The sequence below is a fragment of the Prauserella sediminis genome (assembly GCF_014195435.1).
Lineage (GTDB): Bacteria > Actinomycetota > Actinomycetes > Mycobacteriales > Pseudonocardiaceae > Prauserella > Prauserella salsuginis.
On sequence record NZ_JACIBS010000001.1, the window covers coordinates 1762354 to 1786254 of the forward strand.

At 69.4% G+C, this 23901-nt stretch carries 26 protein-coding genes and 2 tRNA genes; 9 read left to right on the forward strand and 19 right to left on the reverse strand.

The window, feature by feature from the left end:
* Positions 1–123: 123 nt before the first annotated feature.
* A complete protein-coding gene (locus FB384_RS07965; RefSeq protein ID WP_407676070.1) occupies positions 124–1428 on the reverse strand; it encodes a M1 family metallopeptidase in 1305 nt (434 codons plus the stop codon).
* Positions 1425–5399: a Pls/PosA family non-ribosomal peptide synthetase gene (locus tag FB384_RS07970; protein WP_183780910.1), complete on the reverse strand. Its 3975-nt coding sequence runs from the start codon at positions 5397–5399 to the stop codon at positions 1425–1427. The genes FB384_RS07965 and FB384_RS07970 overlap by 4 nt, the downstream gene beginning before the upstream one ends.
* A 263-nt stretch (positions 5400–5662) precedes the next feature.
* On the opposite strand from FB384_RS07970, the gene FB384_RS07975 reads away from it, so the two are divergent.
* A complete protein-coding gene (locus tag FB384_RS07975; protein ID WP_183780913.1) occupies positions 5663–6100 on the forward strand; it encodes a methyltransferase domain-containing protein in 438 nt (145 codons plus the stop codon).
* A gap of 130 nt (positions 6101–6230) precedes the next feature.
* Here the strand turns inward: FB384_RS07975 and FB384_RS07980 are convergent, their stop codons facing one another.
* The 4 genes from FB384_RS07980 to FB384_RS07995 all read right to left on the reverse strand — a co-directional run bounded on the left by FB384_RS07980 (position 6231) and on the right by FB384_RS07995 (position 9225).
* Entirely contained in the window at positions 6231–6824 is a 594-nt protein-coding gene (locus FB384_RS07980; RefSeq protein WP_228725984.1) for a hypothetical protein, read from the reverse strand.
* A 7-nt stretch (positions 6825–6831) separates the two neighbouring features.
* Entirely contained in the window at positions 6832–8427 is a 1596-nt protein-coding gene (locus tag FB384_RS07985) for an alpha/beta hydrolase (protein WP_183780917.1), read from the reverse strand.
* A 1-nt stretch (position 8428) separates the two neighbouring features.
* Positions 8429–8737, reverse strand: a complete 309-nt coding sequence (locus FB384_RS07990; protein ID WP_183780920.1) for a hypothetical protein — start codon at positions 8735–8737, stop codon at positions 8429–8431.
* Between the two features lie 158 nt (positions 8738–8895).
* Positions 8896–9225: a hypothetical protein gene (locus FB384_RS07995; RefSeq protein ID WP_183780923.1), complete on the reverse strand. Its 330-nt coding sequence runs from the start codon at positions 9223–9225 to the stop codon at positions 8896–8898.
* A gap of 190 nt (positions 9226–9415) precedes the next feature.
* Here FB384_RS07995 and FB384_RS08000 point away from each other — a divergent pair, with 190 nt between their 5' ends.
* Positions 9416–9883, forward strand: a complete 468-nt coding sequence (locus FB384_RS08000) for a DUF6653 family protein (protein WP_183780926.1) — start codon at positions 9416–9418, stop codon at positions 9881–9883.
* 7 nt (positions 9884–9890) lie between these two features.
* Here FB384_RS08000 and FB384_RS08005 read toward each other — a convergent pair whose 3' ends face one another.
* Complete coding sequence (locus FB384_RS08005) at positions 9891–10373, reverse strand: carboxymuconolactone decarboxylase family protein (protein WP_183780929.1); 483 nt, start codon at positions 10371–10373, stop codon at positions 9891–9893.
* Positions 10374–10376: 3 nt separating this feature from the next.
* Positions 10377–10715 (reverse strand): GNAT family N-acetyltransferase, encoded by a 339-nt coding sequence (locus FB384_RS08010; RefSeq protein ID WP_183780932.1) that lies wholly within the window; start codon positions 10713–10715, stop codon positions 10377–10379.
* 150 nt (positions 10716–10865) lie between these two features.
* Here FB384_RS08010 and FB384_RS08015 point away from each other — a divergent pair, with 150 nt between their 5' ends.
* Entirely contained in the window at positions 10866–11405 is a 540-nt protein-coding gene (locus FB384_RS08015; RefSeq protein ID WP_183780935.1) for a pyridoxamine 5'-phosphate oxidase family protein, read from the forward strand.
* A gap of 191 nt (positions 11406–11596) precedes the next feature.
* On the opposite strand, the gene FB384_RS08020 is transcribed toward FB384_RS08015, so the two are convergent.
* Positions 11597–11669, reverse strand: a tRNA-Ala gene (locus tag FB384_RS08020).
* A 36-nt stretch (positions 11670–11705) separates the two neighbouring features.
* On the reverse strand, positions 11706–11888 hold the full coding sequence (locus tag FB384_RS08025) for a DLW-39 family protein (protein ID WP_183780938.1): 183 nt from the start codon (positions 11886–11888) through the stop codon (positions 11706–11708).
* Positions 11889–12051: 163 nt separating this feature from the next.
* On the opposite strand from FB384_RS08025, the gene mbp1 reads away from it, so the two are divergent.
* The 3 genes from mbp1 (at position 12052) to FB384_RS08040 (ending at position 13494) form a co-directional block, all read left to right on the forward strand.
* The gene (gene mbp1 / locus FB384_RS08030) at positions 12052–12288 is read left to right on the forward strand and encodes a microaggregate-binding protein 1 (protein WP_183780941.1); all 237 of its coding nucleotides are present in this window, start codon (positions 12052–12054) and stop codon (positions 12286–12288) included.
* Between the two features lie 195 nt (positions 12289–12483).
* Positions 12484–12960 (forward strand): RrF2 family transcriptional regulator, encoded by a 477-nt coding sequence (locus tag FB384_RS08035; RefSeq protein WP_183780944.1) that lies wholly within the window; start codon positions 12484–12486, stop codon positions 12958–12960.
* Positions 12961–13035: 75 nt separating this feature from the next.
* A complete protein-coding gene (locus FB384_RS08040) occupies positions 13036–13494 on the forward strand; it encodes a carboxymuconolactone decarboxylase family protein (protein WP_183780947.1) in 459 nt (152 codons plus the stop codon).
* A gap of 84 nt (positions 13495–13578) precedes the next feature.
* Here FB384_RS08040 and FB384_RS08045 read toward each other — a convergent pair whose 3' ends face one another.
* The 5 genes from FB384_RS08045 to FB384_RS08065 all read right to left on the reverse strand — a co-directional run bounded on the left by FB384_RS08045 (position 13579) and on the right by FB384_RS08065 (position 16466).
* Positions 13579–13989 (reverse strand): hypothetical protein, encoded by a 411-nt coding sequence (locus FB384_RS08045; RefSeq protein WP_183780950.1) that lies wholly within the window; start codon positions 13987–13989, stop codon positions 13579–13581.
* A 40-nt stretch (positions 13990–14029) separates the two neighbouring features.
* Positions 14030–15085, reverse strand: coding sequence for an alpha/beta hydrolase (locus tag FB384_RS08050; protein WP_183780953.1), 1056 nt, complete (start codon positions 15083–15085; stop codon positions 14030–14032).
* Positions 15086–15185: 100 nt separating this feature from the next.
* A complete protein-coding gene (locus FB384_RS08055) occupies positions 15186–15443 on the reverse strand; it encodes an alpha/beta fold hydrolase (protein WP_183780956.1) in 258 nt (85 codons plus the stop codon).
* On the reverse strand, positions 15428–16021 hold the full coding sequence (locus tag FB384_RS08060) for an alpha/beta fold hydrolase (RefSeq protein WP_183780960.1): 594 nt from the start codon (positions 16019–16021) through the stop codon (positions 15428–15430). The genes FB384_RS08055 and FB384_RS08060 overlap by 16 nt, the downstream gene beginning before the upstream one ends.
* Positions 16011–16466, reverse strand: coding sequence for a hypothetical protein (locus FB384_RS08065; protein WP_183780963.1), 456 nt, complete (start codon positions 16464–16466; stop codon positions 16011–16013). The genes FB384_RS08060 and FB384_RS08065 overlap by 11 nt, the downstream gene beginning before the upstream one ends.
* Before the next feature lie 87 nt (positions 16467–16553).
* On the opposite strand from FB384_RS08065, the gene FB384_RS08070 reads away from it, so the two are divergent.
* Positions 16554–17468, forward strand: coding sequence for a helix-turn-helix domain-containing protein (locus tag FB384_RS08070; protein ID WP_183780966.1), 915 nt, complete (start codon positions 16554–16556; stop codon positions 17466–17468).
* Positions 17469–17508: 40 nt separating this feature from the next.
* Here the strand turns inward: FB384_RS08070 and FB384_RS08075 are convergent, their stop codons facing one another.
* A complete protein-coding gene (locus tag FB384_RS08075; RefSeq protein WP_183780969.1) occupies positions 17509–18318 on the reverse strand; it encodes an SDR family oxidoreductase in 810 nt (269 codons plus the stop codon).
* Between the two features lie 222 nt (positions 18319–18540).
* Here FB384_RS08075 and FB384_RS08080 point away from each other — a divergent pair, with 222 nt between their 5' ends.
* Positions 18541–19362 carry a class I SAM-dependent methyltransferase gene (locus tag FB384_RS08080; RefSeq protein WP_183780972.1) on the forward strand — a complete coding sequence of 274 codons (822 nt, stop codon included), beginning with the start codon at positions 18541–18543 and terminating at the stop codon, positions 19360–19362.
* A 28-nt stretch (positions 19363–19390) separates the two neighbouring features.
* Positions 19391–19924 (forward strand): putative immunity protein, encoded by a 534-nt coding sequence (locus tag FB384_RS08085; protein ID WP_183780974.1) that lies wholly within the window; start codon positions 19391–19393, stop codon positions 19922–19924.
* A gap of 245 nt (positions 19925–20169) precedes the next feature.
* Here the strand turns inward: FB384_RS08085 and FB384_RS08090 are convergent.
* The 3 genes from FB384_RS08090 to gyrA all read right to left on the reverse strand — a co-directional run bounded on the left by FB384_RS08090 (position 20170) and on the right by gyrA (position 23866).
* A tRNA-Ile gene (locus tag FB384_RS08090) sits at positions 20170–20243 on the reverse strand.
* A 117-nt stretch (positions 20244–20360) separates the two neighbouring features.
* The gene (locus FB384_RS08095; RefSeq protein WP_183780976.1) at positions 20361–21176 is read right to left on the reverse strand and encodes a DUF3566 domain-containing protein; all 816 of its coding nucleotides are present in this window, start codon (positions 21174–21176) and stop codon (positions 20361–20363) included.
* Positions 21177–21220: 44 nt separating this feature from the next.
* Positions 21221–23866, reverse strand: a complete 2646-nt coding sequence (gene gyrA, locus FB384_RS08100) for a DNA gyrase subunit A (protein WP_183780978.1) — start codon at positions 23864–23866, stop codon at positions 21221–21223.
* Positions 23867–23901: the final 35 nt, after the last annotated feature.

Here is a 23901-nt window from a genome sequence, read left to right on the forward strand (position 1 = left end):
GGCGGTGGCGGCCTGCAGCTGCAGTGACGTGTGGTGGGCGGTTCGGCTTCCGCCATCGCGTCGGGGCCCAGGTGTGGCCGCAGCACGTCGAGGAAGGCCACTCCCCTGATCGCGGCAGCCGGGCTACCGCGGCAGTGTGTCGGCGTCGAGCCAGGCGGTGAAGAATCCGTCCAGTGAACGGCCCGCATGCCGGGCGGCCAGGGCGGTGAACTCGGCGGTCGTCACGGTCGAGTGACGGTGGGCGTCGGTCCAGTCGCGCAGCAGCGCGAAGAACGTCTCATCGCCGACTTCGCCGCGCAGCGCGTGCAGGGTGAGCCCTCCGCCCTTGTAGACACGCTCGGAGAACATGCCGGCCACGCCGGGGTCGGCGATGCGCGGACCGCTCCCCTGCTGCGCCGGCGCGTCGCGCCAGCGGCGGGCGAGCGCGTCGGCGGATTCGCCGCCGGATGCTTCCGACCACAGCCATTCGGCGTACGTCGCGAAGCCCTCGTTGAGCCAGATGTGCCGCCAGTCGGCGACCGTGAGACTGTTGCCGAACCACTGGTGCGCGAACTCGTGCACGACGAGTCGTTCGTGGGTGCGCTCGCCGTCGACGTGGCCGGCGCCGAACACGGCCATGCCCTGCGCCTCGATGGGGTCGTCGAGCTCGTCGTCGGTGACCACGACCGCGTAGTCGTCGAACGGGTACGGGCCGAACCACCCTTCGAGAGCGGTGCGCATGTCCGGCTGCCTGCCGAAGTCGACGAGCGCCTTCTGCCGCAGCCGCGTGGGCACGAACAGCCGGGCCTCGCCCAGGTCGACGTCGTCGTAGTATCCGATTTGGACACTGACGAGGTACGGCGCCGTCGGTTCGGGGCGTTCGAACACCCACCTGACCGTGCTCGCCGACCTGCTGCGGTCGACGAGGCTCCCCGTCGCGACGACCGTGTACGGGGCCGGGACCTTCAGCGCGAGTCGGTAGGTGGCCTTGTCCGCGGGGTGGTCGTTGCACGGGAACCACGTGGGCGCGCCGATCGGCTGGCTCGCCACGAGCGCACCCTCGGTGAGCTCGTCCCAGCCGACGTCGCCCCACTCCGGCGACGAGATCGGTGCCGGATTCCCCGAGTAGCGGATCTCGACCGTGAACTCCGCACCCTCGGCGATCGACCTGGCCGGTTTGACGCGGAGTTTGTGCCCGCGGTGGGCGTAACGAGCATTCGTGCCGGACACCTGCACGCGGCCGATCTTGAACTCCGCGAGGTCGAGCGTGAACGCCGAGAGCGGCTGCGTGGCGACGGCGGTGATGCGGGCGGTGCCGGAGAGCCGGTTGGCAACCGGCCGGTATTCGAGGTCCAGGTCGTAGTGGCGCACGCGGTAGCCGCCGTTGCCGTGCGCGGGCAGGTACGAGTCATCGGAACGATCGGCGCCGGGTTCGGGCTGTGCTGTCACTTGTGACCCCACCCGCCTTCGTCACCCGACCCGCACTTGTGACCCCACCCGCCTTCGTCACCCGACCCGCACTCGTCACCCCACGCGGCGATCGGGTTGCCCTGCCAGCGGGAATCGGCGGGCACGGAGTCTCCGCGGGTCACGAGCGATCCGGGACCGACGGTGGTGCGGTCGCCGATACCGCCGCCGGGCAGCACGATGCCGTGCGGGCCGAGCGTCGCGCCCTCGCCGAACTCGACGGTGTCCATACTCATGATCCGATCATGGAACAGATGGGTCTGGACGACGCACCCGCGGTTCACCGTGGCACCGTCGCCGATGCGGATGAGATCCGACTCGGGCAGCCAGTACGTCTCCACCCACGTTCCCCTGCCGATCCGCGCACCCATCGTACGCAGCCACGCGGGCAGCAGCGGGGTTCCGCCGACGCCGCCGACGAACCACGGCACGGCGAGCGTTTCGACGAACGAGTCCGCCAGCTCCGCTCGCCAGACGAACGAGCTCCACAGTGGACATTCTTTCGCGCGGAAGCGGCCCACCAGCGACCACTTCGCCACGGTCGCGGCGGCCGCCGCACCGACACCCGCGACGAACAGCACGGCACCCGACGACAGCGCGGCCGCCCACAGTCCGTACGCCGACCACACGGCCGACAGCGCCGCCACGACCAGTACCGACAGCGCTACCGAGCACATCACCGGCACGACCCGGCACAGCTCCACGGCGCCGCGCGCGATCTTCAGTCGGCGCGGCGGGTCGAACGTGCGGTCGCGAGCGCCGCTCTCGACCGCGCGCCGCAGCGGCATCGGCGGCATCCCGAGCCAGGACGAACCCTTCTTGGCCTTCTTCGGCGTCGACGAGAGCACGCCGACCAGCCCGCGTTTGGGCACCGACCGGCCGGGTGCGGTGATGCCGGAGTTGCCGAGGAACGCCTGCTTGCCGATCCGCGCGGGCGCGACGTGCAGCCAGCCGTTGCCGAGTTCGTAGGCGGCGACCATCGTGTCGTCGGCGAGGAACGCCCCACTGGCGATCTTGGTCATCTTGGGCACGGCCAGCACGGTCGACGCCTCGACACCGCGGCCCACCTTGGCGCCCAGCAGTCGCAGCCAACCGGGCGTGAGCAGGCTGGCGTACAGCGGGAACAGTGCCGATCGCGCGGCGTCCATGAGCCGTTCGGTGGCCCACACCTGCCAGGCGAGTCGGCTGTGCACGGGGTGGAAGCCCTCGCGTAGTCCGATGCCGAGCGCGCGCACGCCCACCAGTACGAGCGCCGCGTACGTGCCCAGGTACGCGAGCGCCGCGACAGGCACGAGCGCGAGCATCGGGCCGAGCGCGGCCACGAGTCCGGGGGCCTGCGCGGCGGCGGCACCGAGGATCGCGACGGCCGGCAGCGCCGCCACCGCGGACAGCACGCCGAGCCCGAACGAGGCGGCGCCGTAGGCCAGTGCCCAGCGCCGGCTGCGCGCCGGTTTCTTCGACGGCCAGCGCAACGCACCCTTCGGATCGCTGGTCGCAGGTGAACCCGCCCAGCGCCTGCCCGCGGGAACGGCACCGCGCACCGTCGCGCCGGCGGCCACCTCGGCGCCCTTGCCGATGCGCGCGCCTGGCAGCAGCGTGCTCCGCGCGGCCACGCGTGCACCCGCGCCGATGCGGATCTTTCCGATGTGGACGACGTCGCCGTCGACCCAGTGGCCGGACAGGTCGGTCTCCGGTTCGACGGCGGCGCCGCGGCCGAGTTTGAGCATGCCGGTGACCGGCGGCGGGGCGTGCAGGTCCACGTCCTCGCCCACCTTCGCGCCGAGCAGCCGGGCGTAGTGGGTCATCCAGGACGCACCTGTCACGTCGGTGGCCCCGGTGACGTCGGCGAGCCGTTCCGCCGCCCACAACCGCAGGTGCACCCTGCCGCCACGGGGATACCGGCCGGGTCGCAGGCCGCGCAGCAGCAGCCGGGCACCCGCCGCCGAGATCACGATGCGGCCCGCGGGGCTGAACAGCACGAGCCACGCCGCGGCGAGCGTCCACCAGGGCACCGTGGGCGCCCAGGCGACACCGGCGACGACGCCGAGTGCCGTCGACAGTGCGGCCGCGATCGTCGTCCACCGCAGCCCGGCCACCGTCAGCAGCGGAACCAGCAACAGGCTCTGCACCAGGCCGGTCGATGCGGGCACCGGCGGGACGCGGCGACGGCGTGCGGTCGTGCCTTCGAGCCCGTCGAGCTTCTCGGCCAAATCGCCGAGTCGCGGATGGGTGTACACGTCGGTGACCGCCACGTCGGGATACCGGGTGCGGATGCGCGACACGAGCTGCGCCGCGGTGAGGCTGCCGCCGCCGCAGGAGAAGAAGTCGGCCTTCGGATCGCCGACGGTGACGCCGAGGATCGCGGCCCACCCCTCGGCCAGCCACTGTTCGGTCTCGGACAGCCCGTCGTCGCTGCCCGTCACCGATCCGGCGGGCAGCGGCCAGGGCAGCGCGGCGCGGTCGACCTTGCCGGAGGTGCGCACCGGCAGATCGTCGACCACCGCGAGGAGCGGCACGAGCGCGGCGGGCAGCTGCTCCCTCAGGTGTGCGACGGCGGCGTCGATGTCGAACCCGTCGCCGTCGCCGTCGCCGTCGCCGGGCAACACGTAGCCGACGAGCACCTGATTGCCCGCATCGGTCCTGCGCACGGCGGCCGCGGCGCCCGCGACGCCGGGCAACGACTGCAGCGCGGCGTCCACCTCGCCGAGCTCGATCCGCCTGCCGCCGAGCTTGACCTGCTCATCGGCCCTGCCGAGGAACACGAGGCCTTCGGGGTCGGCACGCACGAGGTCGCCGCTGCGATACGCACGCTCCCAGCCGAGCGACGGCAGCGGTGCGAACTTCTCGGCGTCCTTGTCCTCGTCGAGGTACCGGGCGAGCCCGACGCCGCCGATCACGAGTTCGCCCGTGGCGCCCATGGGCACGGGCTTGCCGTCGTCGTCGACCACCGCGAGCTGCCAGCCGTGCAGCGGCAGACCGATACGGACCTGCCCCTCACCGGACAGTTGTGCCCCACAGGCGACGACGGTGGCCTCGGTCGGCCCGTAGGTGTTCCACGCCTCGCGCCCTTCGACGGCGACGCGCGCGGCCAACTCCGGTGGGCAGGCTTCGCCGCCGAAGATGAGCAGCCGGATGTCCTCCAGCGCCTCCGCAGGCCACAGCGCGGCGAGCGTCGGCACGGTGGACACGGCGGTGATCCGGCGGTCGAGCAGCCACGGCCCGAGGTCGACGCCGGTGCGCACGAGCGCGCGTGGGGCGGGCACGAGGCAGGCGCCGTTGCGCCACGCCAGCCACATCTCCTCGCAGGAGGCGTCGAACGCCACCGACAGGCCGGCCAGTACGCGGTCGCCCGGCCCGAGCGGTTCGTCGGTGAGGAACAGCTGCGCCTCGGCGTCGACGAACGCGGCCGCGCTGCCGTGGCTGACCGCGACGCCCTTGGGCTTGCCGGTCGAGCCTGACGTGAAGATGATCCACGCGTCGTCACCCGGCGTGGGCGTGCCGGGCATGCCGCGCGGCTCGCCGACCCGTTCGAGCGCGCCGCCGTCACCCAGCACGACACCGACGCCCGCCTCGTCGAACACGAGCGCGGCACGCTCGTCCGGGTCGTCGATGTCGACCGGGACGTAGGCGGCGCCGACCGCGAGCGTGCCGAGGATCGCCACGTACAGCTCGGCGGTGCCCGAGGAGATGCGGATGCCCACGCGGTCGCCGACGCCGACGCCTTCGGCCACCAGCTTCGCCCGCACGGTGTCGATCTCGGCGGCCAGCGCGCGATAGGTCAGCACGGTCGAACCGTCGTCGATCGCGGGCGCGTCCTTGTGCCGCGCGATCGTGTCGTCGAGTACGTCGAGCAGCGTCCGGACGGTCGGCGCGGGCCCGGTCCGGAACACGGCGCGGGCGGCGGGGTCAGGGGCGGGCGTCGGTCCGGCAGGTCTGTCGATCGCGATCGTCACAAGCCCTCACAGGCGCTATCCGGGCCAGCTCCGGGTGAGACGGCCGAGAACGACCGGTCAGCCTACCCAGCATGAACTGCGGATATCGGACAGGTGTAGAGAGGATCACACGACAGGGGACGCCCGCGGAACGTCGCTCCGCCTGCCCGTGGACCCCGGTCGCTCCCGTACGCGGGCCGGCCGAGGCGTTGCTGATCGGTCGCGGGGTACTCGTCGATGACAGCCTCCGGTGCTACCGGATCACCGAGTGGGAAGGGTCCCGCATGCGCTCCCTGTCGCCACGCCTGACGGCGATCGTCGACGCGCTCCCGCTCACTCCTGGGATGCGTGTACTGGAAATCGGGGGCGGTACCGGCGCGGCGGCAAAGGCGGTCGCCGGACGGGTCGGTGACGGGCACATCCTGATGATCGACCGCTCGGCCACGAGCATCGACCAGGCCTGGAAGGGTGCCGCGGCGGAGATCGACGCCGGGCTGATGAGCGTGCGGCGGATCGCCGTCGAAGACTTCACGCTCCTGCCCGACGAAGCGCGCTTCGACCTGGCCTTCGCAGTCCGCGTTGGTGCCCTCGACGGGCGACACCCGGCAACGGGGCGACTCGCCCTCCGCCGAATCGCCGACGCACTCACCCCACGGGGACGGCTGTTCGTCGACGGCGGCGACCCGCTACGACGGCTGTCACTTCCGCATCGCGACACCTGATCACTGCCGGGGATCCCGTCAAGATCACATGCGGCTGGTGGGCCGCGGTGTTGCCCTGTCCGGTGGCGCCCTGTCCGGAGGTGCCCTGTCCGGTGGCGCCCTGTCCGGAGGTGCCCTGTCCGGTGGCGCCTCACCGCGAGGCGGATTCCCCGCCGCCGGGTGGTTCGCCCTCGGGCCACAGGCACGGCGACGACGCACCGAGCGAGAGGCTGCCGTCCTTGCTCTGCTGCACGGACATGCGGAACGCGTCCTCATCGTGTTCGACCGACACGAACCGGTCGTCGGCCGACCGCTCGTCGGCGAGCACGCGGAAACCGCCGGACGTCCAGTGGTCGTGGAGCGTGTCGACGATCTCGGCGCTCCGTTCGGCCGGAACCTCGTCGAGCCAGTACGTCCTGCCGACCTGATAGCGCCCGGCCGGCCCCTTGTCGTCGGGGTCGGTGCACTCGAGCTCGTCGTCTCGGTGCAGGGTCAGCTCCGGTGTCACGGGCAGTGCGGCGACGGCACGGTCGATGTGCTGTTGTGCCCGCTCCCGCGCCTGTTCGATCGTCAGGGTGTTCATCTGCCGCCCGCCTTCCGTACCGCCGCCGTCCGTGCTTTCACCCGAGCCGCCCGTCCCCGCGCCACCGCCGCACCCTGCCGCCAGCAGCACACCCGCGACCAGCGCGGGCAGCGCCCATCGGGTCCGCTTACGCGCGGCCGGCCGGGGATTCGGTTTCCTCATGGCCCCATCATGACGGTGACTCGCCGACCACGATGCGGCCTAGGTTGCGCAACGGTGTGGAGTTCTCGTCCCAGTACTCCGAATGCGCATCCGTCGACGTGCCGTACCACGAGTCGGTGCCCTCGCCCGCGTCGAACACCTCGGCGCCGAAGTCCTCGTTGATCGGCTGGTTGTCGTGGATGAACGGCGGGGTGTTGCGGATGACGTCGTTCTCCGCGGTCCCGGCGTAGACGTCGGCACCGTCGGCCAGGTTGAGTTCGGACACGTGGTCCGCGCCGACGCCGGGACTGCCGATGAACACGGCGTTGTCGACGTCGAGTTCCTTGTCACCCTGTGCCGCGTGTCCGACGACGGTCGACCCGTAGCTGTGGCCGATGAGCGTGTTGTTGGACGGCTGCCCCTCGTGCGTGGCACGCAGACCATCCTGAAAGGACTGTAGGTCGCCCGCGGCGTCCTCGGCGAAATCGGCCTTCGTCGCCGCGCCGAGATCCTGCGGCGCGTCGTAGCCGACCCACGTGATGGCCGCGTTGCTGCTGCCCCTTTCGGTCTGCGCTGCCTGGTCGAGCAGCGCGTCGGCCTTGTCGAGTTCGCCGCCGATCTTCGACAGGTTCGACCCGGTCCCTGGGACGGAGGTGACGACGTTGTCGGCCGTGTCGGGATTTCCGGTCGCGACGATGCCACGGCCGTTGCCCTCGGTGGAGAAGTCGAGCAGGTACGCCTCCGGCCTGGTCGCTGTCGGTTCCCGCTCGAGGCGTTCGTGAATGGCGTCGAGCCCGCGGAGTGTCTGGTCGATCTCCTCGAGTTCGCGCGCCTCCGGTGAGTATCCGGACGGGTCGAGGTTCTCGAGTTCGTCGCGGCGTTCGTTGAGCTGCGTGTACTCCTCGGTGAACCGGATCCGGTTGGCACGGTCGCGATCCTCGGCGGGAATCCCGTCCAGGCCGCCGATGACGTCGCCGTGGGTGTAGATGGCCGATTCCTGTTCGGTGGGGCTCAACTCGTCCCACCACTGCTTGACCTCTGCGGCGGAGGCGTCGCGGGGAATGTCGGCCGGAGTCACGATGTTGCCGTCGCCGGTGGCTTCGAGTTCGAGACCCGCCGACTCCGGTGTCGCTTTGTCCAAAGCAGACACAGCCGTGCGGTCGGCCTCCCTGGCGGCTTTCAGCGCTCGGGAAATCTTCCCGGTCAGTTCCTCCGCGAGATCGGAAGCGGCCTGTTTCTCCTCGTCGCTCCGCATGTCGCCCGGCCCACCGGGAATCGCCCGCACGGTACCGTCCGTCTGCAACCGCAGGTGCCCGTTGGAATCGACGGTCTCGGCGACGCTGTTCACGGTCTTCTGCGCCTCGGACACGGCGTCGGACAGCGTGCGCAGGGCGGGCGGGATCTTCTCGATGTACTCGGCGGCCGTGGAGTAGCCATCGCGCACGTCGCTGATGTGAGCCCGTGCGGTGTCACCGGCGTCGCCGCTCCAGCCTTCCAGGGGGCGTGCCGCGGACGCGAGGTCGGAGTCGGTGGAGGAGAGTTCTCCCGCCAAGCGCGACCACTTGTTGGCGAGGTTGTCGAAGGACGCCGGATCGGCCGACCGCAGCTGTTCGAACGAAACCACGTCACGTCTCCGAGTGCAGGTCGGGGAGGGTGTCGAGCACGGTGTCCTCCATCTGCTCGTAATCGCTCGCGCCGTCGCGCAGCAGTCCCCCTGCGACCGCGGTGCGCTTGCCCAGGTCGTCGACGTGGTACTCCCACAGTTCGGCGAGCCCCTTCACCTTGCCCGCGGCGTTGAATCCGTCGTTGTCGTCGGCGTACACCGCGACTGCGCCGCTGAACTCGGCGACCGCTTCGCCGGCACCGTCCGCGAGCGAAACGAGCTCGTCGCCGGTGCTGACGAGTGTCTCGGGATCGACGTCGTAACCGCTCACGCCGGATGTGCCTTTCTCCAGTGGGCAGGTGGGGAGTAGAAAGTATCGAACCGGACACGGCCGCGTTGCCACTTTCGGTGAACAGCTGCCTACGACGGGGTGAGCGGTGAGGTCCGTGGCCCGCTCCGCTCTGCTACCGGTCACCGGGTTGCGGCCGGCTACTCGACGTCTTCGGGGCGGACGCGCTCCACCAGGCCGACGCCGTTCTCGGTGAGGACCGCTATGGGCCGGTAGTCGGCGTGCGCGTCGATCGCCTGCAGCTGCAGCATCCGCCAGAGCCCGATCTCCAGCTCGACCAGGACGTCCGCGGGGTAGTGCTGGCGCATCAGGTCGAGGTCGGCGTGCATCTCGGCCACGCGATCGGGATGCGGGCGCACACCCCACGCCCGGCTGGCCTTACGCCAGATCGCGATCATCTCGTCGGCGTCGACGTCGGGTTCGTCCACGACGACGTACCGCGGGCGCTCGTCGCGCCGCTCGTCCGACATCGGCAGCCTCCCCCGTCATCGCGACTCCGGTCGCGGCGAGCGTGCCTGCCCACGACCCCGAGGTCAACATGGAACTCGGTCGACAGTAGAGGGCACGGGGGCGATGCGCCGAATCTCCGCCGGCACGTCGACGGGTGCGGCATACTTCGGCGCACGCCGACGACAGCCGTCCTGGCAGCAGGAGGATTCGATGCCGAAGCCCGACGCACCGACCACGGCTTCCGACGTGCCGGCGGCAGACCGGTTCCGCAGGTGGGTGTTCGCCCGGCACGCGCATCCGGTCAGCGCGTGGTCCCGCTGGGCCACCACGCCGCTGCTGGTGCTGCCGCTGTGGACGCGCGACTGGCGGCATGCGGTCCCCGTCGCGGTGTGGATGGCGGTCAACCCGGTCGTGACCCCTCCGGTGCGCGGCGACAGGACATTCGCGACGCGCGCCATCCTCGGTGAGGAACAGTGGATGGCGGACCCGAAGCAGGACCCGGGATCGAGCGGTCTCAACGCGGTCGGATCGGTCGGCCTCGCCGCCGCCGCGCTGGGTGCGTGGACGAAACGGCCGGTGCCGACGGCCCTCGGCCTCGCCTGGTCCATGACCGTGACCATGCTCAGCTGGCGCCGGTACGCCGAGCTCTACGACCGCCGGGCCGCCAAGCGCGGTTGACGCCCGTTCAGGCTTGCGACCGATCGGACGTGCCTGAGCGGCGGCGCACCGGGTGCCTCGACATGAGGGACACGCGGTTGAAAGCGTTGATGGTAACGGCCGCCCACGTGATCACCGAGACCTCGTCGTCGGTGAGGTCCGCACGAGCCCGTGCGTACGCCTCGTCGTCGGGATGCTGCTGGGCGACCAAGGTCACGGCTTCGGTCAGTTCCAGCGCGGCCCGCTCGCGTGCGGTGAACAGGTCGGTGTCACGCCAGCCCGGCAGCACGGCCAACCGCTGAGCGGTGTCACCCGCTTCGAGGGCGAGGTGCGTGTGCCGGTCGAGGCAGAAGGTGCACGCGTTGAGCTGGGACGCCCGGACGTTGACCAGTTCCAGCAGGATCGTGTCCAGGCCGATCTCACGCGCCCGGCTGCGGATCTCGGTGGCGGTCGCGCTGAGCGCCTTGAACACGGACGGTGTCTGCTTGTCGATGAAGATCCTGTCGGACATGGTTCACTCCGTCCGCTCGCGCACCGCGGCCAGGGCGTCGGTGGTGACCTTGTCGACGACGTCGTCGACCTCGTGGTGGCGTTCGAGGTACTTCTTCACGAACGGGCACACCGGCACGATGCGCAGGCCCGCGTCGCGCGTGTCGGCCAGTGCCTGACCGATCAGCTTGCTGCCCAGTCCCATTCCGCCGAAGTTCTCGCCGATCTCGGTGTGGAAGAAGATGCGCTGCCCGCCGCGATCGACGTATTCGGTGAACCCAGCCGGCTGCTCGCCGACGCTGATCTCGTACCGGTCACGGTCTCCGGCCTGGGCGACTTCCGCCGCCGGGGCATTGTCGGACATCGGTTCCCTTCGGTCGCATCGTCTGGTCCTCCTCGCACGATACGGGCTCGGTGAAGAGTGGTCCGGATGATCGGGCGGTGGCAGGAGCAGATGCGGTCGGCGACCGCGCACTGAGCCGACACTGTCGGTGGGAGCTGGTCAACTAGCCGAATGTTCGAAACTCCCGACGAGCTCCACAGCCTCCAAGTCCTGCTCGACACGTCCTGGGCCGGTTCCAGCAGCCACCTCAAATCGATCATCCGACCAGGTGAACGGACCCTCGACGCCGAACAGGTCGTCCGCGTCTGCCAAGGCATGTGCACCCTGGCCATCGCAACGGTCACCCGGCGCGGCGAACCACGCATCAGCGGCGCCGACGGGCATTTCCTGCACGGCCGCTGGATCATCGGCACCGACCGCCAGGCCGCGAAAGCCCGTCATCTCGCGGCGCGGCCCGGCATCAGCGCGACCTTCATGCACGGCGAACAGCTCGGCATTTTCACGCACGGACACGTCGTTCCACTGAACCCCGAGGGGACGAGCAACGACCCGACTTGGCCGACCGTCCGCGATTATCTGGTCGACCACTACGACGGCGACGGCGACGATCCGTTCTGGGACGAGAACGTGTGGTATCGCATCGACCCCAGCTGGATGGTCGCCTACAGCGTCGACCCCGTCGGGCTGCTCGACCAACAACCGTCAGCCTGAGGAGAGCTCGCGCGGTCCGCCTCACGCCGTCACTCCGGGCAGCCGAGGCTGACATCTTCAGGAGGGCACTACGTGTGATTGGCGACCGAGCTGACTCACGGGCCACGTTTCGAAGGTAGCCGGTCCCACCGTCAGTCACATCGGACTCACGGATATCCGCCGAATGGCTTGAAATCCCAGGTCAAACTATGTGGAGCTGAGGGGAATCGAACCCCTGACCTCTGCCTTGCAAAAGCAGCGCTCTACCAATTGAGCTACAGCCCCTGGGCCTGCGAACCGTGACGTTCGCGGGTGCCGGTGTCAGTTCTGGCCGGCTCCGGTGTTCGCCGGAGTGCTGCCGTTGAGGGACGCACCGTTGACGTGGGTGTCGACCGGTGCCGTGGCCTCGCGCCACAGGTCCGCCTCGGCCTTCGCATCCTTGTTGCGCTTGATGACGAAGAACACGCCACCCGCGACCACGGCGAACGCCAACAGCTTCTTCACGGCCGAAGCCTCCCTCTGGCACGAACTGACCCTGCCGTCTCGATCGTACTGCACCCCCTCCCGGGCGGTTTACGCGGTCCGGCCATGCGGGCAGCCGCCGGGTGCGCGGCCATGGGCAACGGCCCGGCCGCAGGTACAGGCACGAGAGGCACAGGAGGTTCACATGAACCGCAGGGACGAACAGCAGGAAGGCCTCAAGGGTGCCGTCGAGGACATCAAGGGCCGCGTGAAGCAGGCCGCCGGCTCCCTGCTCGGACACGACTCGATGCAGCAGGAAGGCAGTGCGCAACAGGACAAGGCTGAGGCCCAGCGCGAGGTCGCCGAGAAGGAGGCGCAGGCCAAGGAGGCCGAGCGCAAGGCCACCGAGTCCCAGGCGCGCGAGCGCTCCCAGCAGGAGTGAGAGCTCATGATCGCGGATGGTTCCACGTGGAACCATCCGCGATCTTGGCTGCACCGAGGACGTCCGGCCCTGTCATCGAGCAGGTCCGGGTCACAGCCATATCCGGAGCGCAGCACCTGCAGAAAGGCACCAGCCAGTCGACCCTCCATCACTTGCGCATCTCAATCCAGGACATCTAATATCCAGGTTGTGCGGATGAACGAGGGAGTCGAGTGGGCGGTCCACAGCTGCCTGAACCTGGCGTGGCTGGGTGAGCGAGCCGTGCCCGCGGCCCGGCTCGCGGCGTTCTACGAGCTACCCGCGGCGTATCTCAACAAACAGCTGCAGGCCCTGGCCCGCGCGGACATCCTGACCTCCGTGTCGGGCCCGCGCGGAGGATTCCGCCTCGCCAGGCCGCCCGAGAAGGTCACGCTGATGGACGTCGTCGTCGCCATCGACGGTGACGAACCGGCGTTCCGCTGCACCGAGATTCGCCAACGAGGCGGCTCGGGCGGCGGCGACGCCGATGCCTACCGCAAGCCCTGCGCGATCGACGCCGCGATGCGCAAGGCCGAACTCGCCTGGCGGCGCGAACTCGCCGGGCAGACGGTCGCCGACGTCATGACGACCGTCGAGCACACGAACCCCGGCGTGCCCGACAAGGTGCGCCGCTGGTTCGACGACACCCGCTGACAACCGCCACGGCGTGGGCGTGCGCTCACTCGTCCACGAATTCCGGATATTCAACATCCAGAAAAGGAGACAACGATGCAGGGACGACTCGACGGTCTGCAGTCCGCCGCCGCAGGCGGTTTCAAGGCCATGTACGCGATGGAGTCATTCCTCGCGGGCAGTGACGTTCCCCAGGGTTTGCTGCACCTGCTGAAACTGCGCGTGAGCCAGATCAACGGCTGCGGCTACTGCGTCGACATGCACGCCCGCGACGCCGCAGCCGACGGCGAAAGCACCGAACGCGTCAACGGGGTCGCCGCGTTCCGCGAGATGCCCTACTTCACCGAAGCCGAACGTGCGGCGCTCGAACTGGCCGAAGCCGCGACCCGGCTCGCCGACAACCCGCACGGTGTTCCCGACGACGTGTGGCAGGCCGCCCGCAAGCACTACGACGACACCCACCTCAGCACGCTGATCATGGCCATCGCCGCGATCAACGCGTGGAACCGCATCAACGTCACCAACCGCACCGTGGCGGGAACCATCACCCGCTAGGCCGAGTGCTGTTCCGCCCCCAAGGGCACTTTGGTCGCATTCAACGCAACCAAAGTGCCCTTGGGGGCATTCCGGTGGTGACGGTCAGTCGTCGGTGCCGCCGTCGAGCCAGATGCAGGGCGACGACGCGCCGAGTGACAGGTCGCCCTCGATGCTCTGGGTGACGGACATCCGGAACGCATCGCCGGTGTGCTGCACCGACACGAACCGGTCGTCGGCGGCGCGGTGATCGGCGAGCACCCGGAAGTCGTGGGACGTCCAGTGCTCGACGAGCACGTCGACGATCTCAGCGTTGCGGTCGCCGGGAAGGTCGTCGAGCCAGTACGTCTTGCCGACCTCGTAGCGGCCGCGCGGCCCGCGATCCTTCGGGTCATCGCATTCGAGCGCGTCGTCGCGCTGCACCGTCAGCGTGGGCTGCACGGGCAGCGCGGCGACGGCGCGTTCGATGTGTTCCTGCGCTCGCGCACGCGCCTCGTCGTGGGTCAACGTCCGCATGGCCTGTGCCCCTTCCCCTGGCGCGAGGTGCCGGTTCGCCTCACAACGGTCCCCTGCCCAGGATGATCGCCGCGAAGTTGCGCAGCGAGTCGGAATCGGTGTTCCAGTACTGCGAATGCGCCTCGGTGGACAGCCCCACGGTGAACCATTCGCCGTCGGCACCGGGATCGGAATCGAACACCGTCGCGCCGAAGTCCTCGTCGATGGGCTGCGGCCCGTGGGCGAAGTCGGGTGTCAGGCGGATGACGTCGTTCTGGGCCGTCGTGGCGAACACGCGGCAGTCCTCCGGCAGTTGCAGCTCCGACACGTGGTCCACACCGACACCGGGACTGCCGACGAACACCACCGCATCGACGTCGAGCAACGCTTCGGAAGCGGCGTGCCCGATCACCGTCGAACCGTAGCTGTAGCCGATGACCGAGTTGTAGGAACGCTCGCCGTCCCGGGTCGCACGCAGACCGTCCTGAAAGGACCGCAACGACTCCCCGCCGACCACGGCACGGTCCTTGCTCGCCGACTCCAGGAGGTCCTGCGGCGCGTCGTAGCCGAGCCAGGTGATCGTGGATGTGTTGGTGCGGCGGGACAACTGGCCGAGCCGGTCGACGATCGCATCCGACTTGTCGATCTCGGACCGGACGGTCTTCAGGCTGGTTCCGGTGCCCTGCACGTTCGTCACCACGTTGTCGGCCGTGTCCGGATCTCCGGTGGCGATGATCGCGCGGCCCCGGCCCTCGCGGGAGAACCCGACGAGGAACGCCCGCGGCCGCGCGCGGGTCGCGTCGCTGTCGATGTAGCGCTTGATCGCGTCCATGGCGCGGATGACGGCGCCGCGGTCCTCGTCGGGATCGTCCTGCTGCTGCGCCGTGATGTCGGCGTACTCGACGTCGAACAGCAACCGGTTGGCACGGTCGCGGTCGACGGTCGGAACCCCGTCGAGCGCACCGACCGTGGCCGGCTCGGCGGCGATCACCGATTCCCGTTCCTCTGCCGACAGGTCCCGCCACCAACCTGCGACCTCGACGGGGGAACCTTCCGCGGGAATCCCGCCGACCGGATCGGCCCTGTCACCCGACTCGACCGCCACTGCCGCCTCCACGGTTCGCACCACGCTCGACAACGCCGGCAGCAGCGTAACGGTGCGGCAGCGGCCACCACGGCCGGTTCGCGGGAATTCACCTGACTGTTTCAGCGGCCGCTCACACCGTTTTCCAGTGCCGCTCAGCCGCGTCGACGAAGTCGTCGGCGAACTCGTCGGGGAAGAACAGGCGCCCGCCGGGTATCTCGACGACATCCGTCACCCCGGGGACGAGGCGCTGCAACCAGTGCGCCCACTCGAGATGGAAGAACACGTCGGCGGTGCCCCACACCAACAAGGTCGGCACGTTGCACGCCTCCAGTTCGGGGCGGATGCGGCCGAGCTCGGTCGGCGCCAGCGACATCAACAGCCGCTCCATGAACCGCACCGAGTCACGGCTGCCGAGGATCGCGGCGCCAGGTAGTCCACCACCACGTCGTCCGGCAGCTCCGCGGGACGGCGATAACCCACCCTGAGGATCTGTTTCGCCAGCGCGGGCCACCGCACGACGGGACCGGTCACCCGGAACAGCCCGAGCCGCGACGCCCACACCACCGGTGCGAACGCGCGCGGCGGCGTGTTGCCCTCGGTGTCGCAATTGGTCAGCACCCACGACGCGAAGCGGGACTCGTGGCGCGCCATCACGATCTGGCACACCCCGCCGCCGGTGTCGTTGCCGACGAGATGCACGTCCCACAGGTCCAGTTCGGTGAGCACGGTGCCCACGGCGTCGGCCAGCCCCCACAGCGACGCCTCCCCCAACGGCGGCGTGCACCCGTGGCCGGGCAGGTCCACCACGATGCACCGCCGGTGACCGCGCAGCCGCTGCACCACATTCCGCCACAGGCGCCCGTTGGTGAACACGCCGTGGACGAACAGCGTCACCGGCCCCTCTCCCACGTCGACGTAGCTGATGCCCCCGACCTGGTGGCGGTGGGCGGCGAACTCATCGGTCATCGACGGATCCTTCCGACTCGGCGGCCCTCAGATCGGCCAGCACTCCCACGACACCCAGCGCCGCGTAGGCACCCGTGGCGGTTGTCAGCCCGATGGCGGCACCCCTGCGCACGTCGCCGCGGACGACGTGGGCGAGGCCGTCGGCCGTGTCGCACACGTCCACCAGCAGCCCCAGGCGGCGCCACCGGCGTCGCGCCGAGCCGTCGGAGAGCAGGTAGCCCCAGCCCAACGCGAGCGCACGCGAGCCGAAGACCCTGATCAGATAGGTCAGTTCCGGCGTCGCGGACTCGTCCACGCCGGCGAGACGCGTGTTCGCCCTCGGCGTCACCAGCGATAGCGCTCCCCAGGCCAGCCGTCCCACCGCGGCGATCCGGAATGCGGTGTCGAGCCACGAGGCCTGACCCGGGGTGACGCATTTCGATGCGATGTGTGTCGATGCGCTCATGCCGACCGACGGTGGCACCGCCACGTGGGCGCGTCGATTACCCGTTCGGTAATCGCCCCGCGCACCGGAGCGGTCTACGGTCGGCGTATGACCGTCGGCCCGCTGCTCCGCGAATGGCGTACCCGCAGAAGGCTCAGCCAGCTCGAGCTGTCGACACAGCTCGGGGTGTCCGCGCGGCACATCAGCTTCGTGGAGACCGGCCGCTCCGGCGCCAGCCGCGGGTTGCTGTTGCAGTTCGCCGAGCACCTCGACGTGCCGCTACGCGCCCGCAACGAACTGTTGCTGGCCGCCGGGTACGCGCCCGCTTTCGGTGAACACCGGCTCGGCGACGGCGCGATGGAACCCGTGCGCCGGGCGATCGACACCGTGCTGACAGCTCACGAGCCCCACCCCGCTCTTGCCGTGGACGACTGCTGGAACATCGTGGCCGCCAACTCCGGCAGCACACTGCTGCTCGAGGACGTGGCACCGGAGCTGCTCACCGCACCGCTCAACGTCCTGCGGTTGACGCTGCACCCGAACGGTCTCGCACCACGGCTGAGCAACCTCCCCCAGCTGCGGACCTCGTTGCTGCACAAGGTCGACAGGCAGGCAACGCTCAGCGGCGATCCACGGCTGGCCGAGCTCTACACGGAACTGGTGTCCTACGGCGACCCACCACACGCCGGTGAACGAAACGGCGGCGATTCGAACGGGGAGACCGCGTACGGCGGGGATCCGCACAACGGAAGGTCCAGTGGTGGCGCACCGGCCACCGACGACAGGGTGTTCCTGCCGGTGCGGCTCCTCGTTGCCGACCTCGAACTGCAACTGATCAGCACCGTCACGACGTTCGGCACCCCGCTCGACACCACGGTCGCGGGACTGTCGATGGAGTCGTTCTTCCCCGCCGATGCCACCACGGCCGAGTTCCTGCGGCGGCACTCCGACACCGGTGCGACTCGGCTGGAACGGCTAGCCACGGAACATCCGCACCTGGTGCAGTACCTCGCCGGCAGTTGAGTTCCCGCCGTACAGCGATCGGCCGTCCCGGCGCATGCCGTCAAGTGGAGGCGCCCCTCGGTCGCCACCGGCCGAATCCACCCTCGCTATTGACGACCTGTCCCGTGATCCACACGGCCTCATCCGTGACGAGCCACCCGACGAGCCGAGCCGGGTCGTCGGGTTCGCCGTACCGTCCGAACGGGAACATCGGCTCGACCGTCCGCCATATGTCGTGGGTCAGGTATCCGGTGTCGACCGGACCGGGATTCACCGTGTTGACGCGGATTCCACGGTCGGCGAGCTGATCGGCGAATGTCGTCGTCATGCCGTGCAGGGCGGCCTTGGCCGAACCGTAGGCGATCTCGCCGGGCAACGGACCGAGCGCCTGTCCGGACGTCATCAGCACCGCCGCGCCGCCGGGCCTACCGTCGTGAGCGTTCGCGAACGCCTGCAACAACAGGATCGTCGAACGCGCGTCGACGGCCCAATGGCGGTCGAGCTCATCGGCCGTCAGCTCACCCAGCGGTCCGTCGTGGCCGCTCATCGCGTGATTGGCAACGAGTATGTCGACGTGGCCGAATGTGCCGGTCGCCGCGTCGAAGACCCGTTGTGGCGCATCCGGTTCGGCGAGGTCGGCGTGAAGATCGGCGATCCGCCCGCCCGCAGACTGTTCCCTCACTCCGGCCAGGACCGCGTCGAGGTCGTCCGCGCCCCAGTCCTGTTCGCTGTCGTGTGGCACGAAATGGTGCAGGAACACGTTCGCACCGTACGACGCGAGCCTGCATGCGATGGCGTAGCCGATGCCGCCGCGTCTACTCACGCCCGTGACGACGGCAGCCCGGCCCCTCAGTGGGTACGGATCCCTCACTTACCGAGGATCACACGCGCCTCGGTCCGCCTCAACTCGGTTTCCACGGTGGGCCTGTCTGTCCCCATGTGGACGTCTCCTGTGGACAGTTGATTTATGGACCCGGGTCTCCACATCAGGCCGCGTGCGTAACCGAATCACCGCACCCTCGCGGGGGCGCGGGTGTTTTCCCTGTCGCGCAAAGACATTGGCCGAGTACTCCCTCCGCCTTACACCTGGGCCATGACGACCACACCGAAGTACTTGTTCGAACGTGACGAAGCCGAGGACGAGCGGCTACGGGCTCAGAGCGGCCTGCTCAACGCGATGACGACCGAACTTCTCGATCACATCGGGCTCGGACCCGGTTGGCGCGTACTCGACCTGGGCAGCGGAGCCGGCGATGTCGCCTACCTCGCCGCCGACCGCGTCGGACCGACCGGATCGGTGTCGGGCATCGACCGCGACCCGGCGACCGCCGAACGGGCACAGGCCGACGCCCGGCGACGTGGCTACGCCAACGTCGAGTTCCGCACCGGCGACGCACAGACCTTGGAGGGGATCGACGGCGATTTCGACGCCGTGGTCGGCCGGCTGATCTACATGTACGTGGCCGACCCGGTCGAAGCACTGCGGCAGGCGTACGCGCGGGTTCGCCCCGGCGGGCTCGTGTGCCTGCAGGAGGCCGATCTCACCAACACGTGGGCGCATCCCATGACCCCGCTGTGGCAGCAGGCGTACGACTGGCTGCAGGAGACGATGCGGTTGGCCGGCGTCAACCCACGGATGGGCTACGACCTGTTCGCGACGTTCCGCGCCGCCGGACTTCCCGATCCGGAGATCGGGATCAGCTGGCGACTGCGCGGCGCGAGCGAGCTACCGGAGTACACGTGGGCCGACATCGTGTGCGGCACGCTTCCGCTCATGGAGAAATTCGGCGTCGCGACCCGGGAGGAAGTGCAACCGGAGACGCTCGGCGAACGACTCAAGGCGGATCTGCGCGAGCACGACGGCATCATGACCATCGGACCGTTTCCCCACGCGTGGACCCGCAAACCGTTCTGACGGCCGGCCGTCACGGCATGATGGACGCGTGTCGATCGAGGTGACGCTGGACGAGATCCGCGCCGTCGCGGCGTTCGCCGTCGGGTGTGCGGAGCCCGCGGTGGCGCTCTTCGAACGAGTGCGTCCGCAGGATCCGCGCGCACGGGATGCACTCGACGTCACCAGGACGTTCGCGGAGGGTGGGCGGCGGTCGAAAGCGATCCGCGACGCGGCGTGGGCGGCATGGCGGGCGTATCAGGAGACCCGCGACGCCGGCCTGACCGCCGCGAGCGAGGCCGCCCGGTCGGCGCATACGGCCGCGAGCGCGGCGTATCTGCACCCGCTGCCGAAGGCGACGCAGGTCAGGCACATCCTGGGCGCGGCCGCTCACGCGGCGCGGGCGTGCGAACTGGAAGCCGGTGGGGACGCGGATGTCGCGGTCGAGCAACTCGAACGAGCGCGCCGGTTGGCCACACCTGCCGTGATCGACGTGCTCCGCCGCTACCCGGTCGCCCCCGCGGGCGGTAGCCGTCCGGGGGAGCTCCTCCGCACACTCGACACCACGCTGCGCGGCCGCGCCTGAGCCGGCCCGCGAACCCGCAACACGGTCCCCGGAATCGACAACACGGGCCCGCGAACCCTCAACGTCGCGTCCCGGGTGCAGAACACGCGTGCACGAATGCAGGACACGCGGTGCTGAGTGCAGGACACGCGCGTGGGGGTATAGAAGACGAAGGCGCCTCCCGCGTGGAGCAGGAGGCGCCTCAACACTCATTGCTACTACCAACGCCCCCTCTCCCGGTTAGGAAAGGGGCCTTTGACGTGCGGTGGGCCCAGGAGGACTTGAACCTCCGACCTCATCGTTATCAGCGATGCGCTCTAACCGCCTGAGCTATGGGCCCGTGCAGCGATGAAAACTCTACCTCACCGCCACTACGGGGTTGACGCGGGGTCGCTTCGCCGTCGTCCGACTCATCGCTCCGCCCGTCATGGCCCGTCACACGCCATCGCGCCGCTCGTCACTCCCGCTCGGAGAGCGTCACCTCGAGGCCACCGGCGAGGTCGGCGGACACGTTGTAGATGAACGCGCTGACCGTGGTCAGAGCCGAGATCAGCACGATGTTGACGGCACCGACGATGGCGGCGATGCCGAACACCCTCGGCGCCGTGATGAACGGGTCGCCCACACCCTCGGTGGCCTCTCCCTGCACGAGCGAGGTGTAGGTGCCGTTGATCTGGTCCCACACACCCATGCCTTCGAGCACGGTGTACAGCACACCGACCGCGACGAGCCAGATGAAGAACAGCGCCACACCCAGCACGAGCGACAGCTTGAGCACCGACCACGGGTCGAACCGCTTGACCTGGAGGCTCGCGCGACGCGGCCCTCGGCCCGGCCTGCGCAGTGCACTGACCGGCGTCGACCGCTTCGACCCTCCACCGGAGCCCGACGCGGCGCCGACCCCCTCGGGGGAGGCGAGCTGGTCGTCACCGGCCTCGGGCCCACGGCCGCCGAACAGTCTGCCCGCGGCGGTACCGCTCACCACCTGCGTGTCGGCGTCGCTGCCCGAGTAGTCGGCTCCCGCGGAAGCCGCGGCATACTGCTCCGTCGGCTGCTGGTCGGCCGACTGGTACGCGGTCGATTGGTACGACGCCGACTGGTATGAGGCCTCGTCGGCGGGCAGTTCGCCCGACGACCAGCGCTGGCCGAAGCCGTCACCGTCGGATTCCGACACGGCGTCGACATCCTTCGCGACCCGCTGCCACGGCGGTGCGACCTCGTCGTCGGTACCCGCGTCGGCGCCGCGCTGTTCGGTGTTGTCGGGTGGTGTCACTACCGGTCAGTCCCTCGTCCGCGCTTGCGTCTCGTGCCTACCGTTTACTCTTGCTCGTCCTGGGCGGCTCCGCCCTCCGAGGCCGCGTCATCGGCGTCCGCAGCCTCTTCGATGTCGGCAGGGGCGGAGTCGGTCTCCCCTTCCGTCGAGGCTGCCGCATCCGATGTAACAGCACCATCAGCCGCGCCGTCCGCATCCTCGGCGGCCCCCTCGTCGGGGACGTCCAAAGGCTTGTCGGCATTGCGCGCGACGGCCAGCAGGGTCGTTCCCTCGTCGAGGTTCATCAGGCGAACACCCTTCGTCTGCCTGCCGGCCTTGCGCACGTCGTCGGCACGCGTCCGGATGACCCCGCCACTGGAGGTGATGGCGTACAGCTCGTCGTCCGACTCGACCACGAGTGCCCCCACCAGCCTGCCACGCTTGCGGTCCTGCTGAATGGTGAGCACACCCTTGCCGCCGCGGCCCTGCACCGGATAGTCCTCGATGTCGGTGCGCTTGGCGTACCCGCCGTCGGTCGCGACCAGCAGGAACGTGTCCTGCTTGACCACGCTGATCTTGAGCAGCTCGTCACCCTCGTTGAACCGCATACCCAGCACACCCGACGTGGCGCGGCCCATCGGGCGCAACGTCTCGTCCGTGGCGTGGAAGCGGATGGACTGGCCTTCCGCGGACACGAGCAGCAGGTCGTCGTCGGCCGAGGCGAGCACCGCGCCGACGAGCTCGTCACCCTCACGCAGGTTGACCGCGATCAGCCCACCCGAGCGCGCCGAGTCGAAGTCGGTCAGCTTGGACTTCTTGACCAGACCGTTCCGCGTGGCCAGGACCAGGTAGTCGGCCGCCTCGTAGTCCGGGATGTGGATGACGCCCGCGATCTCCTCGTCCGGCTGGAACGCCAGCAGGTTCGCCACGTGCTGGCCGCGGGCGTTGCGGCCAGCCTCGGGCAGATCGTAGGCCTTCGTGCGGTACACGCGGCCCTTGTTGGTGAAGAACAGCAGCCAATGGTGCGTGGAGCACACGAAGAAGTGCTGGACGATGTCGTCCTGTTTGAGCGTCGCGCCCTGCACGCCCTTGCCGCCGCGCTTCTGCGAACGGTACGAGTCCGTCTTGGTGCGTTTGGCGTACCCGGTGCGGGTGATGGTGACGACGACGTCCTCTTCGGCGATCAGGTCCTCGATGGACACGTCGCCGTCGTAAGGAATGATCTTCGTGCGGCGCTCGTCGCCCCACTTCTCGACGATCTCGGTGAGCTCGTCCCTGACGATCTGCCGCTGCCGCTCGGGCTTGGCGAGGATGTCCTCGAGATCGGCGATCTTCGCCTCGATCTCGGTCAACTCGTCGATGATCTTCTGACGTTCCAGTGCGGCCAGGCGGCGCAGCTGCATGTCGAGGATCGCGGTGGCCTGGATCTCGTCGATGTCGAGCAGCTCGATGAGACCGGTGCGCGCCTCGTCGACCGTGGGCGAGCGCCGGATCAGCGCGATCACCGCGTCCAGCTGGTCCAGCGCCTTGACCAGACCGCGCAGGATGTGGGCGCGTTCCTCGGCCTTGCGCAGGCGGTACCTGGTGCGCCGGACGATGACGTCGAGCTGGTGGTTCGTGTAGTGCCGGATCATCTGGTCGAGCCGCAGCGTGCGCGGCACGCCGTCGACCAGGGCCAGCATGTTGACGCCGAAGTTGTACTGCAGCTGGGTGTGCTTGTAGAGGTTGTTCAGCACCACCTTGGCGACCGCATCGCGCTTGAGCGTGACGACGATGCGCATACCGCTGCGGGAGTTGGTCTCGTCGGCGATGTCGGCGATGCCGGTGAGCTTGCCGTCGCGCACCAGCGTCGCGATGTTCTCGACGAGGTTGTCCGGGTTGACCTGGTACGGCAGCTCGGTGACGACCAGCGTCGCGCGGCCCTTGTTGTCCTCTTCCACCTCGACGACCGCGCGCATGCGCACCGAGCCGCGGCCCGTGCGGTAAGCCTCGGAGATGCCCTGCGTGCCGAGGATCAGGCCGCGCGTCGGGAAGTCCGGCCCCTTGATGCGCTGCATCATCGCGGCGAGCGTTTCCTCCTCGCCCGCCTCCGGGTTGTCGAGCGCCCAGATGACGCCGTCGGCGACCTCGCGGAGGTTGTGCGGCGGGATGTTCGTCGCCATGCCCACCGCGATGCCCGAACCGCCGTTGACCAGCAGGTTCGGGATCCGGCTGGGCAGCACGTCCGGCTCGCGCGTCCGCCCGTCGTAGTTATCGGAGAAATCGACGGTCTCCTCGTCGATCTCCCGCAACATCTCCATCGCGAGCGGGTCGAGGCGGGACTCGGTGTACCGCATGGCGGCGGCCGGGTCGTTGCCCGGAGAGCCGAAGTTGCCCTGGCCGTCGATGAGCGGGTAGCGCATCGACCACGACTGCGCCAGGCGCACGAGAGCGTCGTAGATCGCCGAGTCGCCGTGCGGGTGGTAATTGCCCATCACGTCGCCGACGACGCGGGAGCACTTGTTGTACCCGCGGTCGGGCCGGAAACCCGAGTCGTACATCGAGTACAGCACCCGGCGATGCACCGGCTTGAGCCCGTCGCGCACGTCCGGCAGCGCTCGCGACACGATCACGCTCATCGCGTAATTGATGTACGAGTTCTGCATCTCCTGCTGGAGATCGACCGGCTCGACACGACCGTGCTGGCCGTCGGGGGGCAGAGTTTCAGTCACGGCTGGTTGTTCCTTTCACGCCTGATCCGGATGGC